This is a genomic window from Nocardia sp. NPDC046473, from assembly GCF_040645995.1.
Lineage (GTDB): Bacteria > Actinomycetota > Actinomycetes > Mycobacteriales > Mycobacteriaceae > Nocardia.
Window position 1 is genome coordinate 120,172 of sequence record NZ_JBEYZJ010000006.1, and the last position, 18,133, is coordinate 138,304.

Annotated in this window: 17 protein-coding genes and 1 tRNA gene; 8 read left to right on the forward strand and 10 right to left on the reverse strand. The window is 64.4% G+C overall.

All coding sequences use genetic code 11. From position 1 onward, the window contains the following. Positions 1 to 29 precede the first annotated feature (29 nt). From sfnG to ABZ942_RS22100, 5 genes are all read left to right on the forward strand, one after another. Complete coding sequence (gene sfnG / locus ABZ942_RS22080) at positions 30 to 1,145, forward strand: dimethylsulfone monooxygenase SfnG (protein WP_357384801.1); 1,116 nt, start codon at positions 30 to 32, stop codon at positions 1,143 to 1,145. After that, on the forward strand, positions 1,145 to 2,431 hold the full coding sequence (locus tag ABZ942_RS22085; protein WP_357384802.1) for an acyl-CoA dehydrogenase family protein: 1,287 nt from the start codon (positions 1,145 to 1,147) through the stop codon (positions 2,429 to 2,431). Before sfnG ends, ABZ942_RS22085 begins: the two co-directional genes overlap by 1 nt. Positions 2,432 to 2,477: 46 nt before the next feature. Further along, positions 2,478 to 2,993: an NAD(P)H-dependent oxidoreductase gene (locus tag ABZ942_RS22090; RefSeq protein ID WP_357384804.1), complete on the forward strand. Its 516-nt coding sequence runs from the start codon at positions 2,478 to 2,480 to the stop codon at positions 2,991 to 2,993. Then, positions 2,986 to 3,510: a flavin reductase family protein gene (locus ABZ942_RS22095; RefSeq protein ID WP_357384806.1), complete on the forward strand. Its 525-nt coding sequence runs from the start codon at positions 2,986 to 2,988 to the stop codon at positions 3,508 to 3,510. The genes ABZ942_RS22090 and ABZ942_RS22095 overlap by 8 nt, the downstream gene beginning before the upstream one ends. A gap of 215 nt (positions 3,511 to 3,725) precedes the next feature. After that, positions 3,726 to 4,847, forward strand: coding sequence for a class I SAM-dependent methyltransferase (locus tag ABZ942_RS22100; RefSeq protein WP_357384808.1), 1,122 nt, complete (start codon positions 3,726 to 3,728; stop codon positions 4,845 to 4,847). Positions 4,848 to 4,884: 37 nt separating this feature from the next. On the opposite strand, the gene ABZ942_RS22105 is transcribed toward ABZ942_RS22100, so the two are convergent. The 3 genes from ABZ942_RS22105 to ABZ942_RS22115 all read right to left on the reverse strand — a co-directional run bounded on the left by ABZ942_RS22105 (position 4,885) and on the right by ABZ942_RS22115 (position 7,061). Continuing rightward, on the reverse strand, positions 4,885 to 6,321 hold the full coding sequence (locus tag ABZ942_RS22105; RefSeq protein WP_357384810.1) for an alpha/beta hydrolase: 1,437 nt from the start codon (positions 6,319 to 6,321) through the stop codon (positions 4,885 to 4,887). 130 nt (positions 6,322 to 6,451) lie between these two features. Next, positions 6,452 to 6,522: transfer RNA gene (locus tag ABZ942_RS22110), tRNA-Gly, on the reverse strand. Between the two features lie 26 nt (positions 6,523 to 6,548). Continuing rightward, complete coding sequence (locus tag ABZ942_RS22115; protein WP_357384812.1) at positions 6,549 to 7,061, reverse strand: VOC family protein; 513 nt, start codon at positions 7,059 to 7,061, stop codon at positions 6,549 to 6,551. 241 nt (positions 7,062 to 7,302) lie between these two features. Between ABZ942_RS22115 and ABZ942_RS22120 the strand changes: the two genes are divergently transcribed. Beyond that, entirely contained in the window at positions 7,303 to 8,010 is a 708-nt protein-coding gene (locus ABZ942_RS22120) for a class I SAM-dependent methyltransferase (protein ID WP_357384814.1), read from the forward strand. 4 nt (positions 8,011 to 8,014) lie between these two features. Here the strand turns inward: ABZ942_RS22120 and ABZ942_RS22125 are convergent, their stop codons facing one another. After that, positions 8,015 to 8,962 carry a hypothetical protein gene (locus tag ABZ942_RS22125; protein WP_357384816.1) on the reverse strand — a complete coding sequence of 316 codons (948 nt, stop codon included), beginning with the start codon at positions 8,960 to 8,962 and terminating at the stop codon, positions 8,015 to 8,017. A gap of 396 nt (positions 8,963 to 9,358) precedes the next feature. On the opposite strand from ABZ942_RS22125, the gene ABZ942_RS22130 reads away from it, so the two are divergent. Then, a complete protein-coding gene (locus ABZ942_RS22130; protein WP_357384818.1) occupies positions 9,359 to 9,967 on the forward strand; it encodes a hypothetical protein in 609 nt (202 codons plus the stop codon). 98 nt (positions 9,968 to 10,065) lie between these two features. Here the strand turns inward: ABZ942_RS22130 and ABZ942_RS22135 are convergent, their stop codons facing one another. From ABZ942_RS22135 to ABZ942_RS22155, 5 genes are all read right to left on the reverse strand, one after another. Next, on the reverse strand, positions 10,066 to 11,244 hold the full coding sequence (locus ABZ942_RS22135) for a serine hydrolase domain-containing protein (protein ID WP_357384820.1): 1,179 nt from the start codon (positions 11,242 to 11,244) through the stop codon (positions 10,066 to 10,068). A gap of 604 nt (positions 11,245 to 11,848) precedes the next feature. Further along, entirely contained in the window at positions 11,849 to 13,300 is a 1,452-nt protein-coding gene (locus ABZ942_RS22140) for a GNAT family N-acetyltransferase (RefSeq protein WP_357384822.1), read from the reverse strand. Then, positions 13,251 to 14,855, reverse strand: a complete 1,605-nt coding sequence (locus tag ABZ942_RS22145; RefSeq protein ID WP_357384824.1) for a hypothetical protein — start codon at positions 14,853 to 14,855, stop codon at positions 13,251 to 13,253. The genes ABZ942_RS22140 and ABZ942_RS22145 overlap by 50 nt, the downstream gene beginning before the upstream one ends. A 123-nt stretch (positions 14,856 to 14,978) precedes the next feature. After that, on the reverse strand, positions 14,979 to 15,602 hold the full coding sequence (locus tag ABZ942_RS22150) for a phosphatase PAP2 family protein (protein WP_357384826.1): 624 nt from the start codon (positions 15,600 to 15,602) through the stop codon (positions 14,979 to 14,981). A gap of 131 nt (positions 15,603 to 15,733) precedes the next feature. Next, positions 15,734 to 16,507 (reverse strand): SDR family NAD(P)-dependent oxidoreductase, encoded by a 774-nt coding sequence (locus ABZ942_RS22155; RefSeq protein WP_357384828.1) that lies wholly within the window; start codon positions 16,505 to 16,507, stop codon positions 15,734 to 15,736. Between the two features lie 139 nt (positions 16,508 to 16,646). Between ABZ942_RS22155 and dcd the strand changes: the two genes are divergently transcribed. Beyond that, positions 16,647 to 17,246 carry a dCTP deaminase gene (gene dcd / locus ABZ942_RS22160; protein ID WP_357384830.1) on the forward strand — a complete coding sequence of 200 codons (600 nt, stop codon included), beginning with the start codon at positions 16,647 to 16,649 and terminating at the stop codon, positions 17,244 to 17,246. 207 nt (positions 17,247 to 17,453) lie between these two features. On the opposite strand, the gene ABZ942_RS22165 is transcribed toward dcd, so the two are convergent. Then, positions 17,454 to 18,068, reverse strand: coding sequence for a TetR/AcrR family transcriptional regulator (locus tag ABZ942_RS22165; protein ID WP_357384832.1), 615 nt, complete (start codon positions 18,066 to 18,068; stop codon positions 17,454 to 17,456). Between the last annotated feature and the right edge of the window lie 65 nt (positions 18,069 to 18,133).

Here is an 18,133-nt window from a genome sequence, read left to right on the forward strand (position 1 = left end):
GGCTACCCCCGACCCCATGGAGCAAAGCTATGACCACGGAGCAGATCGCCGATGAGATCACATTCGCCTACTGGGTGCCCAATGTCAGCGGGGGACTGGTCACCAGCGAGATCGAACAGCGCACCGGCTGGGATTTCGAGTACAACAAGAAGCTGGCGCAGACCGCGGAGAACAACGGCTTCGAGTACGCGTTGTCGCAGGTGCGCTACACCGCGTCCTACGGGGCCGAGTTCCAGCACGAGTCGACCTCGTTCAGCCTCGCGCTGCTCGGCGCGACCGAACGCCTGAAGGTGATCGCGGCTGTTCACCCCGGCCTCTGGCACCCGGCGGTGCTCGCGAAGTTCGGCGCCACCGCCGACCACCTTTCCAACGGCCGCTTCGCCATCAACGTCGTATCCGGTTGGTTCGCGGGCGAATTCACCGCGCTGGGTGAGCCGTGGCTGGAGCACGACGAAAGGTACCGGCGCAGCGCCGAATTCCTCGAGGTGATCCGCAAGATCTGGACCGAAGACGACGTGAACTACGGCGGCGACTTCTACCGGATCCGCGACTTCACGCTGAAGCCGAAGCCACTGAACACCCCCGAACGCCCGAATCCCGAACTGTTCCAAGGCGGTAACTCGACCGCAGCCCGCCGCAACGGCGGCCGCTACGCCGACTGGTACTTCTCCAACGGCAAGGACTTCGACGGCGTCACCGAACAACTCGACGACCTGCGTGAAATCGCCAGGGCCAACAGCCGCGAGGTGAAGTTCGGCCTCAACGGCTTCATCATCGCCCGCGACACCGAGAAGGAAGCGCGCGATACCCTGCGGGAGATCATCGAGAAGGCGAACAAGCCTGCGGTGGAAGGCTTCCGGGACGCGGTGCAGCAGGCCGGTGCGTCCACCAAGGACCACAAGGGCATGTGGGCCGACTCCTCGTTCGAGGACCTCGTGCAGTACAACGACGGTTTCCGCACGCAGCTGATCGGCACACCGGAGCAGGTGGCCGAACGCATCGTCGCCTACCGCGAGCTCGGCGTCGACCTGATCCTCGGTGGGTTCCTGCACTTTCAGGAGGAAATCGAGTACTTCGGCGCGAAAGTGCTTCCGCTGGTTCGGGAATTGGAGGCCGCACGACGGCCGGTCGCGGCGGTCGGCTGATGACCGCGGTCGCGGCCGACCGGATAACATCGGCCGCGCAAGCCTTTTCGGTCGCGACACAGCTGGCGGCGGACTTCGCCCAGGGGGCGGCCGCGCGGGACCGCGGCCGGGTACTGCCGCATCAGGAGGTGGAGCGGCTCGCGGCCAGCGGGCTGCTCGCCATCACCGTGCCCGCCGCGTACGGCGGCGCGGACCTGCCGCCGAGCGCCGTGGCGGAGGTGGTGCGCATCCTCGCGGCCGCCGATCCGAATATCGCGCAGATTCCGCACAGTCACTTCGTGTACGTGAATCTGGTGCGGCTGGCCGGTACCGCGGAGCAGCGGCAACGCTACTTCGCGCAGGTGCTCGACGGTGGGCGGATCGCTAACGCCCAGTCCGAGCGCGGCGGTGTCACCATCGCCGATATCTCCACCACCTTGCGACCCGCCGGGAATCAGTTCCGCGTCGACGGGCGCAAGTTCTATTGCACCGGTTCGCTGTTCGCGAATCTGCTCGCCGTGCTGACCAGGCTCGACGATCCCGAGGGGCGCAGTGGCCTGGAGCCGGGGGAGTACATCGCGTACCTGCCTGCCGATACACCGGGCGTGCGGATCATCGATGACTGGAACGGCGTCGGCCAGCGCACCACCGGCAGCGGCACCGTCACGTTCGAGGAGGTGCTGGTCGAGCGAGACCAGCTGATCCGGCGTGCCGCCGCCGTGCAGGCGCCCACCGGTTACGGCGCGTTCGCGCAACTGCTGCATGTGGCCATCGATGCCGGGATTGCGCGTGGTTCGCTCACCGCCGCAACGGAATTCGTGCGGACTACGAGCCGTCCCTGGTTCGAGTCCGGTGTCGCGAATGCCATCGATGACCCGCTGTTGATTCAGCGTTTCGGTGAGCTGGCGGTGACCGTCACGGCGGCCGAGGCAACGCTCACCGCGGCGGGTGTCGCCGTCGACGCGGCCACCGGGACCGGACAGCAGGGTATTGCGGAACCCCCCGAAGGGGGGCTTGTCAGATTCCCGCCGAGTGGCACAGTTGATAGCGGACAAGACAATGCCGCCGGTCGGGCATCGCTGGCGGTAGCCGCAGCGAAGGTGCTCGCCGACCGCGCGGCCAACGAGGTGTCCAGTGCGCTGTTCGAAGTGGGGGGAACACGCAGTGCCGCGTCCGATCTCAATCTGCATCACTTCTGGCGCAACGCGCGCACACATACCCTGCACGATCCGATTCGATGGAAGTACCAGCACCTCGGCCGTGCGCTGTTGCACGGCACCGCGCCACCGCTACACGGCGTGATCTGACCGGGCTGCCGGTCGAAACAGCATGTGATTGAAAAGGATACGAAAAGTGACAGTGACGGTCGTAGTAGGCAATCCGAAGCCCGCCTCCCGCACCTTGACGGCGGCCACGCTGGTCGCGAAGGGGCTGCGTCCCGAGGAGACGCCCACCGTCATCGACCTGGTCGATTTCGGCGCCGCCCTGCTCGGCTGGGGCGATCCGGCCGTGGCGGCGGCGGTGCGCACCGTATCCGAGTCCGAGCTCGTGGTTTTCGCGAGCCCGACCTTCAAGGCCACCTACACCGGACTGCTGAAGCTGTTCCTCGAGCAGTTCGACGGCGGGACCGGACTGGCGGGCGTCCTCGGCGTGCCGGTGATGCTGGGCGCGGGACCCGTCCATGCGCTGGCGCCCGATCTGTTGCTCAAGCCTGTGCTCGTCGAGTTGGGTGCCACCACGGCGCTGCCCGGTCTGTATCTGTCGGATCGCACCTTCCAGGAGGACGGCGTGATCGATCGCTACAGCGCCCGCTGGCGCTCCGTCGTGCAGGCGCTGGCCGGTACCGCAGCGGTGACCAATCATGCATGAGCTCTTCGAGTTTCCCGCGGACGGCAGCGGACTGCGCAGTGCGTTCGCCAATTTCCCCAGCGGTGTGGTCGCGGTATGCGCCGAAATCGACGGCGCCCCACAGGGTCTCGCGGTGAGCACCTTCGTGCCGGTCTCGCTGGATCCGCCGTTGGTGTCGTTCTGCGTGCAGAATTCCTCATCTACCTGGCCCAAGCTCGCCACCGCCGGTCATCTCGGCCTGAGCCTGCTCGGCACCGATCAGCAGGATGCGGCCCGTTCGCTCGGTGCGCGCAACGGTGATCGGTTCCGGGGTACCGAGCTGCATCGGGGCACCGGCGAGGCCATTTTCATCGACGGTGCGTCCGCCTGGATCGAGGGCGTGCCCGAGGCGCACGTGCCCGCGGGTGACCATGCGGTGGTCATTTTGCGGATTCACCGGATCGCCACTCGTACCGATGTCGATCCACTTGTCTTCCACGGCAGTCGATTCCGTCGATTGGATGCGGAGGCCAAGGAGCGCAGCCAGATCGCCAGCTGACCGATCGTGCGCAGCGGGTGACCCGATCGGCTGTGGTCCTCGGCCGGTATGGGAAAATGGAATTGCATCTATTCGGAAGGGTCGGTCATGGCAATGGGCATGGTTCTCGGTGACGTTTCCTCGCGCACCTCGACGCGGTAGGAACACCCACCCTCTGTAACTCCTCGTCGCGGTGCACTCCGTGTCCCCGCATGCTCGACAACGAGGAGTCACCGATGTCCACGATGACCTGGACCGAAGCCGATACCGTCCGATCCGCACCCTGGCATTCCGAAAGCGCGACACCGTCGCCGACCCGGATCGTGGTGGCCGACGATCGGATGACCGCAGCGACCGCCTACCGCCTGGCCTGTGAAGGCACGGCGTTGCTGTGGCGCGGCGATTACCACAATGGCAGGCAGTTGCTCCAGGCGATGAGCCGCCGCGTCGACCGGAAGACCCCTGGACCAGGCGATAGTCCGGCCGAGTCGTTCCGATTGCAGCGCAGGGCGCGCAACCATCGTGCGCGGGTGCTCGGCAAGTTGCTCGTTCAGCTCGAGGGCGATCATGCGCTCGCGCTGCGTCGCGCGCCCGATGTGCGCAAGGCGTGTGACGACGTGTACGGGCCGCCGCGCGAGTCCATGCTCATCGCCCTCACCGAGCTGCTCGGCGTGCTCGGTGCGGCCCAGTGGCGGGAGAACGGTGTGCAGATACCGTCGCTGAACGCCAGCATCTATCCGCACTACGGGGTCTTCTCGCCGATTCGTGGCGAATACATCGATCTGGTCGCGCGCGCCCCGCTCGCGTCGACTGGCGTGCACACCGCCTTCGACCTCGGCACCGGCACCGGCGTGCTGGCCGCGGTGCTGGCCCGGCGCGGTGTAGGGCACATCGTCGCCACCGACGACAGTCCGCGCGCCCTGGCGTGTGCCCGCGAAAACATCGAGCGGCTCGGGCTCGCGGCGTCCGTCGATATCGTCGGGCCCGCGCTGTTTCCGGAGGGGCGTGCCGACCTCATCGTCTGTAACCCGCCGTGGCTACCGGCTCGTCCGACCTCCGCGATCGAGCACGGTGTGTACGACCAGGACAGTGGCATGCTCCGCGGTTTTCTCGCGGGTCTGGCCGACCATCTCGAGCCCGGCGGCGAAGGCTGGCTCATCCTGTCCGACCTTGCCGAACATCTCGGACTGCGCACCCGTGACGACCTGCTCGCGATGATCGACTCGGCCGGACTGCACGTCATCGACAAGACCGACACCACCCCGCGCCACCCGCGCGCCAAGGACGCGACCGACCCGCTGCACGCCGCTCGCGCAGCGGAAGTCACCTCGCTCTGGCGGCTGGTCGCCTCCCCGTAGTGATCGAATGGCGCACAGTGTCACTCGGCGGCCTTGATCAGGCTGCGGGGCAGCGGGTTTGGGGGATGGTGAGGTTGATGAGGTACTGGTCGGCCGCGTTGGTCGTGCAGGGCGAGCGGTCATAGACGCCGTGGCCCCAGCCCTCGTAGGTCAGCAGGGTGGCGCGTGGCGTGTTCGTCGCGACGCTCAGTGCCCACTCGTACGGCGTCGCCGGGTCGTGCAGTGAGTTGATGACGAGAACCGGTGGCCCGTCCACGATCTGCGGGCGGTGCGCCGGGTTCGGCGGCGCGATCGGCCAGCCGGAGCACAGCGAGCCTGCGCCCCAAGCGAAGTGGGCGCGCAGCGGTGCGGAGTTGTCGTTCTGTTCGCGCCACAGTTGGGTCCACTGATCCTGGCCCGCGATGTCGAAACGCCAGTCGGAGCAGACGATGATCTCCGGCATCGGCGCTGGTTTGCCCTGCCGTTGGGGCGTGGCAGGCGCCAGCGGGCTCCCCGCAGGCTGGTCGGCCCATGCCTCGAGATCCGTTGCCAGCTGAGACCATTCGGGACGAAAGAGCCGTTGGACAATCTGCGCGTTCAGGTCGAACGGTCCCATCTGCTCGGTCGCGTCGGTGAGGTCACGCAGCTCGCCGCGCGCAGCCTTGGCATACACCTCGCCGAAGATCCGGTCGACCTCCGCACCGTGCAGGACACACTGTGGATCCCGCGCACACCACGCTGCGAACTCGCCGAAAGTGTCCTTGCCCGCCCGTGCTTCACTGGCCAGGAACGCCCGGCCATCCAAGCTGTGATCGTCCACGCTGTCCAACAGCATGGCGCGCAGGTGTTTCGGGAACAGCTCCGCATATGCCTGTGCGGGCATCGTCCCGTAAGACCTGCTGTAAGTACTGATTTGGTCCACCCCGAGTGCCACCCGCACCGCCTCGACATCCCGCGCGACACTGACCGCATCGAGATGATCCATCAGAGCCCCGGTGTACTGCCGACAGCTTGCCGCGAGATCCCGTGCATACGACTGCACTTCATCGATCCGCCCACCCAACTCCGGCACCAGATTCGGTCGATACGTAGCCAACCCCGCATCACACCGCACCGGATGACTCCGCTTCACCCCACGCGGATCAAGACTGACAATATCGAACCGCCCCCGCAGCTCAGCGGAAAACTTTCCCCCCTTGATGATTTCGTCCACCCCCGACGACCCCGGCCCACCAGGCAACGAAACCAACGTCCCCACCTTCTTGGACGGCTCATCAGCCCGATCCCGCACCACCGCGACATCAATCTTCTCGCCGTCCGGCACGGACCAGTCCACCGGCACAGTGACTGTGCCACAGTCGAACTCGGTCTTCTCAGCACAGGGCTGCCAATTCAACGAGGGACTCGGCGCGGCGTCCGCCGTACACGCGGTCAACACCCCCGAACCGAGCCCAGCAGTCAGACCCACTACCAACACAGCGCGAAGAAACAACATGCCCAGATCGTCAGCCCACCTTTCCCCCGCCCACATCCCTCCACCGAGCGATCCCGAACTCATCCCCCAGTACTGCGGACAGCGAAAAAGCCCCGCACCAGGATCCCTGGCCAGGGCTTTCGCTTCAAAGAGCCGATGACGGGAATCGAACCCGCGCTGTCTGCTTGGGAAGCAGAAGTTCTACCATTGAACTACATCGGCAGACCGGTAAAGGTACTTCCGAGACTTTAGCAGAACCCTCCCCGCGCCGGGAAAAGTCCTGGCAGATGCCGCTGACCTGCCGGAACAGGGTATTGCGGCGGTGACGGTGCGCGGCGGGGTGACTGCCTCGACGGGTCGGATGTTGTCCGAGGCGCTTGGTGCAGCTCGACGACGTTTCCGTCGGGATCGGACAGGAACGACTGCCGGCCTCGACCTATCTGAACGGGATCGGAGACTGTGAGTCCCTGCGATCGCAACGCCGATACCGTGAGGTCGAGTTTGTCGACGAGGAGGGCGAAATGCTGGCCCAGGGCGGGTGGGATGTCGGGGTGTTCGATGAGGTGGATCTGTCGGTCGCCGACGTCCAGCCAGGCACCCTCGACTCCGAGGTTGTCGGGGCGGTCGGTTCGCTGGGTCAAGCCGAGCACGTCGACATAGAAGCGTAGGGCTCGATCGATGTCGCTCACGTTGATCGAGACGTGATGGAGCGCAAGTACCTTCGCGTCCGCCGTCTGTCCCCTGTGGATGTCTTCTGACATGATGCTGGCCTCGTCTCCCCCGAAGAGCCTGAATCAGTTGTCCGCCAATACCATAGCGCGATTGGATGTCCCGAGTAGGGCAGAACGGGTAAGAAGCACCGGCACCGCAGACGCGGCGTGGACCGAAGCGGTACGATCACAGACGTATAGCGGGTCGGTGAGTGATTCCCGTCCGGGGAGCAGATGCCTTGGCGGGTATCCGTTTTCGGAGAGCCCTGCCTGGGTGGCGAGGGAGTCGGGTATGGATTCAACGTCCGGTATCAGTCAGGCTGAGCGTGACGGATCGGCGCTGTACTCGCCGAAAGTTCTGTCCATCTATGACTTTTGGGTCTGGTTCAACTGTCGTTTCGTGTGGCGCTGCCCCCTCCGGCAGACGCTGGCCCTGTACAACGCCAACATGTCCGGCGATCACCTGGACATCGGCACCGGCACCGGGTGGCATCTGTGCCACACCACCTACCCCACGACCCAGCCGACGGTCACCCTGGTCGATTTGAACCAGCATTCGCTCGATGAGACGAGCCGGCGTCTGCGCCAACGCGGCATCGACCCGGTGGCCCGGGTCGCAAGCGTGTTGCAGCCGTTGCCGGTCGACCGCCGCCGGTTCGGTTCGGTCTCGGCGACCTGGCTCATGCATTGCGTGCCGGGCGGGTGGGACAGCAAAGGTAAGGCCTTCGGCCACATTGCCGATGTGCTGGCCGATGACGGCGTGTTCTTCGGCGCGAGCGTCCTGGCCAGGGATGTCCCGCATACGGCGCTCAGCCGTGCCACGCTGCGCCGATTCTGGCGTACCGGCGTCTTCCACAACGCGGCCGATGACCTGACGGGTCTGGTGGCCGCGCTCGAGCGCGCGTTCGAGTCGGTGGAGGTCGGCACGCGTGGTTCGGCCGCGGTGTGGACGGCGCGCGGGCCGCGCCGCGCACCGGAGGGCGCCACCGAATCGACCTGACAGGTCATCGGGCTGGGACGAGCAGGATTCCGATCAACGACCCAGGCCGAACTCGGCCGTGGGGCATCGCGAACAGTGCGGCCTGAAACAGCGACCCCTCGATCGAAATCGTCTGCTCGACAACATCGTTGGTGGGCGCGGTGATCAGTCGGTCCAGGTCGATCTGGGTGAGCACGCGAGCCAGGCGCGGTTCGTCGGTGAGCAACGCGTCGGCGAGATCGCCGGAGCCGGCCACGACGTAGCGGGAATGCGCGTCGACCATGATCAGGCTGGCGCCGGTGTACCGGACGAGGGTGCCCAGCCGGGTGTCGAGCTCACGATGGGGCAGATGCAGGGTGAGCCCGTAGACGGTGCGCCCCGGCTGCGGTGCGCCGAGATTCGTTGCCGACGACCAGAAGTGCACCCAGTTGTCCTCCGGGCGGATCGACCATGTCGCGTCGACGGTGACGCCCTCACGCTCGTGCCCCGCGTCGTGCACCAGGGCGGTCCATCCGGGGGCGTCGTCGGGATTCAAATTGCGGAACACGCCCATGATCGGTTTGTACTCACCCACGCTGCGTTTGACCCCGTACAGGTCCAAGTCGTCGCCGGCGGGAGAGGTGGCGAGCTTGCGCAGGTCCATGATCCAGCTGTTGTACACCGGGCGCGGTGTCACCGGCGGCGATGCCAGCCACACGAGCAGCGCGACCGCGGTGCCGTCGGCGGCGTTGACCCAATGCGTCCGGCATTCGATCCCGGCTTCGGTGCGTGCGTGGTCGATCTGCGGTCCGTTCATGACGTCCGCGACGACACCGCGAAACAGGGCTTCCCCGGTGTGGTCGAAGCCCAGCTTCGGCGCGATGCGGCGTAGCCGCCGAGCCACCGGCTGACCGCCGGCGGAATGAACAACGATCTCGCCGTGGAGCAGGGTGCCGATGAGGTCGATGCCAACCCACAGTCTCGGTAGGTCCATGACCGGGCAGCCTAGTTCGGCAGGGACCGGATTTCGGCGTGTTCACCGCAAGGGGAGGATGTTAAACTGGCGCTCGTACCCGGCTGGTGAGCGACTCCCGCGTCGGAAGCGAATTCTCTTGTGTGAATGAAGCTTTCGGCTGCACTGGGAGGGGTCTCATTATGCACCAGTATTCAGGCCATCGCGCGTCGAGGGAGCAGGTTGCGGGTAGCGCCGGCTATTCGGCAGCACCGCACGGCCTGCACGAAATCGTTGCGTCGTACGGCGTCGATGCTGTCCACACGCGGATAACGCAACTGCGTGACCGCGGCGATCATCTAGCGGCGGATTGCATTGCGCGCGAGTTGGGTTCGCTGCGGTCTCATGATGATCCGTCCGTGCCCATACGATAGGCCCGTGCGGAACTTCTTCAACTCACCACATCTCGACTGGCCTCAGCTGCACGGATCGCTGCACGTCTACGTGCTCCCCGACCCGGAGTTCACCGCATCGGTGCAGCCCGCGCTGGATGCCGTCGAAGCGTTCGAGGGCTGCGCCGCCGTACAACCGCGCTGGCAACACGCGACCGTCACTCGAATACCGTTGTGGCGCAACGAAGTCGACGACGAAGCTATCGTCCGCTACTCCGGCGCGCTAGCAACCCTCGCCGCCGACACCTCCGCGTTCACGATTCCGATGCAGGGCCCATGGTTGCACGACTACGGCGTCGGCGTGGCCGCCCCTGAAGACGCCCAATGGAAACACCTCTACACCGCCACCCGAGACGCGGCTGTACAAGTCTTCGGAACTGACCGCGCCCTACCCGCCCCACCACCAATGCCACACGTATCACTCGGCTACGGCACCGCCGAACGAGACTCCACCCCAATAGAACTCGCCCTATCCACCATCAAAACCCCCGCCTCCCTCGTCGTAGACACCCTCCACTTCCTGGCGGTCGACGTGGATCCAGACGAGGGCAGGTTCACCTGGAACTCGATCTCATCACATGCCTTGAAGGGGTAGTCGAGAGGTGACGGGCAGGGCGGAATCGAATCCGCGCTGTCTGCTCTGGATGTAGAAGTTCTGTCGATGACATATCGGCGGACTCACATTCTCGTGAACTAGCCGATTGACTTCTTGAGGGCTGTGATCCAGGGGAGCCAGCGGGGGTCGGGGCCTGCTACGTCGTCCCAGAGCATGTTGGTGCAGGTGTAGCCGACGGCGAGGCCGGATTCGGGGTGGGCGAAGCTGATTCGGCCGCCGGTGCCGTTGTGGCCGAAGGATCCGGTGCCGAGCATGGCGTGGGCGGGACCGGGGATTTCGTAGCCGTTGGCGAAGCGGTGGGTGACCGGGAGGATGTCGAGCGGTGCCGGGCCGCGCAGCTGGTCGGTTTGGGGTTGCCGTGCTCGATCCACGGTTGCCGGTGTCAGCAGGCGGATGCCGTCGACCTCGGCGATGGTCGCGGCGTACATCCGCGCCAGCGAGCGGGCGTTGCCGATCCCGTTGCCTGCCGGTACCTCGGCCGCGTGTCCCTCGCGGGTGTTGAGTAGTGCGACGCCGGCCTCTCGGGTTTCCACGGCCGCGAGGAGTGTCCGGATCAACGGCGCGTCGAGGTCTATCCCCATCCCGCTCAGTACCGACGCTATTTGCGCGGACGTGGGTTGCTCTTTGCGGCTGAACTGCGGGACGACGCGGTGTTCCTCGGTTTCCGGCAGCCCGATCCACAGGCTCAACCCGAGGGGGCCAGCGATTTCGGCGGCGAGGAAGTCGCCGACGCTCTTGCCGGTGACCCGCCTGATCAGCTCACCGGCCAGATAACCCCAGGTGATCGAGTGGTAGTAGAAGGCGGTGCCCGGCTGCCACAGCGGAGTCATCGACGCGAGGGCGGACGTGCACATCGACCAGTCCGTCAGCTCCTGGGCCCCGATGCCGGCCGCCGGGTCGAAGCCGGGCAGCCCCGCCCGGTGGGCCAGCAGTTCGGCGACGGTGATCTCGCCTTTGCCGCCCGCCGCGAACTCCGGCCAGTACTCGCGAACCGGAGTCGACAACGTGAGCTGCCCCCGTTCGACCAGCATGTGCACGCAGGTCGCGGTCACCCCCTTCGACACCGACATCAGCACCGACAGCGATTCGCCGTCCCACGCCATACCGGTTTCCGGATCCTGCCCGGCCCACAGATCGACGACAACCCGGCCATCCCGATAGACACACAGCTGCGCGGCCCCCTCATCACCGGCCTGCGCCCGCGCGAACGCGTCCCGAACCGCCTCGAATCCACGCTCGACCAATCCGTCCACCACGCGAACGCCTCCTCAACGAGCTCGACCGGGGCACGTCAATCTACGAAACCCCCTCTAGGCCAAGACATTATTCGAAGAGCCCGGTATTCGACAGTTGGCGCCGCTGCATACGGTCAGCATGCCGTTGCGGTGCGCGATGGCCCAGTTCGAGACGGGGAGTCGAGTGCTGTGAGTCCAGCGTCGGAAGCCAGGAGAGTCAGCTGTAGTTGCTCTTGTGGATTCGCACCGGTCAACCGGGGATCGTGGGACCATTGAGATATGGAGTCGCACGAATCAGTTGCCGTTGTGCTCGTAGATGTTTCGGGGACCATTCGGTATTGGAGCGTGGGTGCGACGCTACTGTTCGGTCATGAGAACTCGGTCGGGCTGACACTCGATGTGATAGTTCCCGAGGAATTTCGCGAGCAGCATTGGTCCGGTTTCCGGCTGGCCATGGAGACGGGGGTTTCGGAGGCGTCCGGCGGAAGGTTCAATATCCCCGTGCATTGTTCGGACGGTGCGGTCAGAAGCTTTCCGGGGACTTTTTCGGTGCTGTGGGACGGGCATGGTGCGGCGGTCGGCGGGGTGGGAACGTGGACGCAGCGGCGTGGCGATGAAGAACCGTTCACGCCTGTCGCAACGCCGTAGCGGTGACAGTGCGACTACCTTCCAGGGACGCATGTAGACGGCTGAAGGTGTCGCTCTGGTCCGGGTCAACTCTATAAATGGCCTGATATATCTCTTCCATAGCATCGAGAAATGCCGTGCGGTCGATAACGGCCTGCTGATATACACGACCGAATGGTTTGTACATCAAGTGCAGAACGCGGCAGGGGCCGGGTGTGATGGCAGGCTGCTCGTAGGTGATGTCTAATTCCTGAAACCCGACTCCGGAAAAAATCGTGCGATTGGTGTCCCCGTCGCACTCGATGTACCAGCCCGGGATATCTGCGATGCGCATACCCAGTTCGCCGATGTCGCGTACCATTCTTTCCTCGATCCGCATAATGAGGGACCGCAGCAGTCCGGTACCTCGAAGGATGGGATCGAAGCCGACGTAGCCGCCGAAACCGGCGTGTGGCATCGTCAGAAAGGACGCTATTCCCTCAGCTTTCTGCTCCGCCGCGCCACGAATAGTCCACAGGTGATAACGATAGCCCTGCCGGTTGATCAACCCGCCGGGAGTCAGCGCCTCGGTGAGGTATGCGCTCGGTACCGCCGTCGAAGGATCAGTGAATATCTCCGAATATACCCGAATTGCCTCTGCCATTTCCGGGTCCTGGTCGGTGACGACTTCGCTGATGTAAAGCTCTTCCTTTCCGATTCCGGAAACATATTCATCGAACGGGGTGAGTGCAACCGTGCCACTCAGCTCGAGTGCGGATGCCATCTCGCGATACTCGTGGTTATCCGTTGGCTCGGGAATACGCATCGCCCAGCGAAGGTACTCGGCGACGAGTAGTTGCACATCTTTCGAGGGGACGGTGGCGCCATAGCGGGGTGAACAGGTATTGGCCATCAACAAGAGGTTCTCGACCGGCGACTGGTTCGGTGACAATGCCGGTTGGATATAACGGAAATCCAGCCGGCGATACTTCCAGTGATGCCAGATGCGTGCTCTGGCGAAGGGGTCGAAACTGTCAGCGGTGACCGGTGTGCGGTAGGGGTCGTCCATCTCACCCACAATCCAGTCGAGCTGACCGTGATTTCGTACTCCGTCCGTGTGGAGCAAGTGTTCGGTGTGCTGCAATAGGCGATGCCCCAACCCGGATCCCCGCAGTTCGGGGCGCACCAGTATGTATTCGAGCACGCCCGCATTGGGCTTATCGAGGTAGTCGGAGATGGACCCGCCGAGCGGGGCGCCGTTTTCGTCGGTCGCCACTACGACATGATAATTGTTCTTCCCGTACCAGCCGTCGGCCTTACGCTGTAGGTAGTCCTCGATGTTCTGCAGGGACTCCCGTTCGTCGGCGTCGGGAAACTCGGGCACGTAGCAATCGTCATAGAAACGCCTGAGTAGCGCGGTATCACTCGGACCCAGTTCCCTGATCTTGTGCGCGCTTGTCGGCCGACTCATAATATTTCCTGATGATTTTCGGAAGCTTGCATGTCGAATAATCACCCTTCATGAAGAGATTATCGCGCTCATATGTCAGCGTAAGGCGTTCCAAGGTCGAGCTTCCGGCCGAAGATTCGATGATCTGCTGCCGGATGATATTCATCTTGGCGCGAATAGTCGGGGCGTTCTTGGGATCCTTGTGGATTGGATCATGACCGCATCCCGTCTCATCTATCGCGCCAACGAAACGAAGGTGTAGTGCGGTGTTCATCTCCAGTATTTGCATGGCGCCATGGACGGCGTTCTGGGCGAGGTTGTTGATCTGGAAGTCATAGCTGTCACGGTCGGCGATGTTGGCGTGCGCAAAGAATGGCACGAGGTCCATCCACTTCTCGTCCGGGTGGTTCGCGCGAAGCGTGCCGTCGCGGTCCGTGCACATCGCGAACATTATCCATATGTATGCCGAGTAGTATGTCGCACTTGCTTGTGCGTTGTTGTTGCCGCGGCCGATTTTGATTGCCGGCGTTTCGCCGGCTGCGTCGAGAACGATGCGTCTGTCGCGCCAAACGGCTTCCTGGGCCGGGCAGATGTCGGCCTGGTGCAGTGCGGCCCCCCAACGCAATCGGCCAGTCACTCTTGCCTGCCACGCGAACGCTTCCGGCGGCGTCGCGGCCCCGAGCGCGCTACTTATCTCTGCGGCGGAGCACATGACCGACAGGGAGTTGTCCTCGTCGCCGCTCCCGAACTGTAGCGCTTTCTCGCCGCGCCACGGTGTGCAGGTGCACAAGGAAATACTCGGCCCCCATAGCAGCCAGCAGTCGAAAATGAATAGTTGAATCTTACGAGCCGTGTTACCTCGAAGTTCATCGTCCTCGATGATCATGGCCCTGCCGTAGTCATCGATAGCTCGCTGCCAATCCTCATCGTAGCGCTTGAGGACTCCGGTCAGGAGGTGCAGCGGCGTGATGAAGCCGGATCGGACCGTTACTCTTGAAATGAAGCACGGAGCTTCGCCGGCGGACAGGCGCTCCGTGTAGAGCGCGTTGAAATAGCTCTTTATCCTGTCTGAATCGATCAATGGCGTGAGGTTGTCGATTTCGATCGACCTCGCGGATTCTTCTGCGCGCGCAAGCGTGCGCAAATCTGTCCAGATTTCCTCCAGCCACTCCTTCTTATCTTGACGATATTTCTGCAGTGCGGTCCGGTACTTCTTGTTGCTGGCTTTGCGGCCTCTTCCTGTATCGTAATCCAGGCGTAATGGCCGGTCCGGCGGTGGTTTCAGAATCTCTAATTCGATGCGTAGCCTGACGGCTTTGCGTAGCGATCCGGCTTGGAATCCTCGCAGTAACAGTCTGAATAAAGTCAAAATCGCTGTAATATAAGCACGAGCGGCACTGTAGTACGGCGTAGCGGATGGTCGACTTCGAACGAGCAGTTGGATCGAAGGTGAGAACTGGTACAGCATATAGGACATGACCGTGATGAGGCCGAGCAGCGTAAGAACGCCGCCACCCAGGTATGCGACTGTAGTCCAGAAAGAATCGAAGATGGCCACTGTTGGCCGAAAGGACATGGGATGATCCTCCGAAAGCATGTTCTGAAACTCTGATGTTCAACATGATTGGCACGTTGCCCAAAGTTCGAACATCTCATATCACCCTACGCCCAGTGGGCTCGCCCTGAATTCATAAATCTGTCAAGGGGAATTAACTGGATTCTCGGAGTATTCATTTGTTCGGCCGATACCGTTGCAGGTGCGGTAATGGTAGCCACCGAGGCAGATGATGACCCAGAGAGCCCCGACGGCCCAGCCGCCGAGGACATCGGTCGGCCAGTGGACGCCGAGATAGATGCGGGAAAAGCCCACTGCGGCAATGAATGCGATGGCTGCAAGGGCGGCGATCCAACGGGTTACCGGGCTGCGTAGGTGTGGGATCAGCAGGATGGCGACGATACCGACTACGGCGATCGATCCAAGGCTGTGGCCGGAGGGGTAGGCCGGGTTGGTTTTGAGGACGATCTGGTGGATGGCGGGCGGGCGCGGGCGGTCGATGAGGCGTTTGCCGCCGTCGGACAGGGCCCAGGCGCCTAAGCCGGTGGCAGCGACCAATGCGGTCTCCGGCCATCGGCCACGCCAACCGAAAGTGATGACGGCCAGCGTCGCGAGGATGGTCATGGCAAGGGGGCCACCGAGGTTGCTGACCGTTGTCGCGATGGGTGTCAGTGTGTCGTTGCGGTGTGTGATCGCCCAGTTCGAGAGAGGCGAGTCGATCGCGGTCAGTCCGTTTTTCGTCAGCACGTTGCTGGTAAGGCCGACCACGAATATGGCAAGCACTGCGGCCGAGACAACGAGCAGGGGAACTCGATGGCGACAGGGCACGGGATTCGAGGTCATCACCCCACGATCCCACCTCGTGGCTGTGGATTCGCTGAGGCGGGGAGGACGGGGGATCAGAACATGCTGTAGCCGCCATCGATGAGCAGGGTGTCCCCGGTGTGATACGAACTGGCGGGGCTCGCCAGGTACACCGCGACCGCCTCGAAATCGGTCGGCCGCCCCCAGCGCTTCGCGGGAATACGCGGCTGCACCCGGTCGCGGAACCGGTCCCACGCGAAAACGCCGTCGGTCATGGGTGTTTCGATCCACCCGGGCAATACCGCGTTGGCGCGAATGCCGTGCTTGCCGAGCTCGACCGCGATGGAGTTCATGATCGCGATCAGCCCGGCCTTGCTCGCCGCGTACGACTGACCACGCGGAACACCCTGGCGGGCAGCGAGACTGGCGGTTGCGACCAGGCTGCCGCCGTCGCCCTGCGTCACCATCACCTTCGCGGCCTCGCGCAGCGTGACGAACGCGGCGTCGAGATTGATCGAGGTGACCCGGCGGAACTCGGCGAGATCGGTCTCCAGGAACGGCGAGGCACCGGCCGGCACACCGGCATTGACGAAACACGAGTCGATCCGGCCGAGCTCGTCGGCCGTCCTGGCGATGGTGTCGATCACCTGCTGCTCGTCCCCGACATCGCAGGACAGCGCGAGCACCCGACCGCCATAGGCGCGCAGGATGTCGGCGGCATCGGCATTGCGTTCGGCGTTGCGGCCGACGATGCACACGTCGGCGCCCGCCCGGGCGAGGCCGCGGGCGAAGCCGAGGCCGATGCCGGAATTGCCGCCGGTGATCACGGACACGTGGCCGGTCAGGTCGAACAGCGAAGCCTCGGTCATGCGAACATCCCTTCGGTCGCGGGCCACCGCGCCCGAACGAATGCGAGAATATCGGCCTCGCTGTTTCGCCGCGCGGCGAAGGCCGCCCAGCGACGGCGCGGCTGCCGAGCACGGACGAGCAGGCGCTACGCTGCTCGGCGTGCTGCTTTCCGATCGTGACATCCGTGCGGAGATCGCCGCTGGGCGTCTCGGCGTCGAGCCGCTCCTGGAGAGCCTGATCCAGCCGTCGAGCATCGACGTGCGGTTGGACGGGATGTTTCGGGTATTCGACAACTCCCGCTACACCCACATCGATCCCGCGCAACGCCAGGACGAGCTGACCAGTCTGGTCGAGCCCGCCGAGGGTGAGCCGTTCGTGCTGCACCCGGGCGAGTTCGTGCTCGGTTCCACCCTCGAGGTGTGCACGCTGCCGGACGATCTGGCCGGTCGGCTGGAGGGCAAGTCGAGCCTCGGCAGGCTCGGCCTGCTGACGCACTCGACCGCCGGTTTCATCGATCCCGGCTTCAGCGGCCACATCACCCTCGAGCTCTCGAACGTGGCCAACCTGCCGATCACCCTGTGGCCGGGCATGAAGATCGGCCAGCTCTGCCTGCTCCGGCTGACCAGCCCGGCCGAGCACCCGTACGGCAGCGCCACCACCGGCTCGAAGTACCAGGGGCAGCGCGGACCGACGCCGTCGAAGTCCTACCTGAACTTTCCGCTGCCCGACGAAGCGGTGGACGCCGCGAAATCTCGGTAGCGTTTCTGTCGGAACCGACCCCGGTCGAATCGTGCGGGCCCGGTGGGTGTTTCGGCGAGACGTTCGGCCGGCCGCCGCACCTGCCGCCCGTGAAACTCGGCGAGTTCGACTGCGCCATTGCACAATTCGTCAATTGGCAGATCGAGCCACCGCCGCGCGGTCGACGGATCGAGTTGCAGCTGAATGCTGCGCAACAGTAAAGGCGGCTCAGTCGGTCCGGACCGAGTCGAGATAGGCTCGCACCATAGTGGTGAACGCCGCCAACTGGGCACTGTCCTGTTCAGGTGTCGGGAATGCGGCATCGGTGACGGCGCTCGCGTCGAAGTACTGCAGCGCAATCGATCCCACCGTGCGCAAGGCCTCGGGCGCAACCCCGGCCGCCACCGGCAATGTGACCGCGTGCTCCACGATGGCCGCCCGGTATTCGGCGCGAGCAACCGCCATGTGTGCGGCCAACGCCGGATCGGTGCGCGCCGCGACGTTCAGTTCGATCCAGACCGCGTTCGTCGGCACGCGCGCACTGTCGCGCAGCAGCTCGAGTATCGCGCCGAGGTCGGCACTGTCCGGCAGTTCGGCGATCGCGGCGATGAACCCGGCGGTCAACCGCCGCCCCGCCTCCACGGCGGCGGCCACGATCAGGTCGAACAACGTGTCGAATCGACCGAACAGTCCGCCGTGCGACACTCCGGCGCGCTGACAGATCTCCCGCACCGACATGCGGTGGTAACCGATCTCGACGATGCACTGAATCGTCGCGTCGATCAGCTTGGCTTCGGTCCCTGCCCGGCGTTCGGCCTGCTGGCGCCGTGATTGCGCGGTCATGTCGCGGGCCGTCGAAAGCCCGGTCCGAGTCCGCCCCGTCGACTGCCAAAAAAGGGGCGGACTCG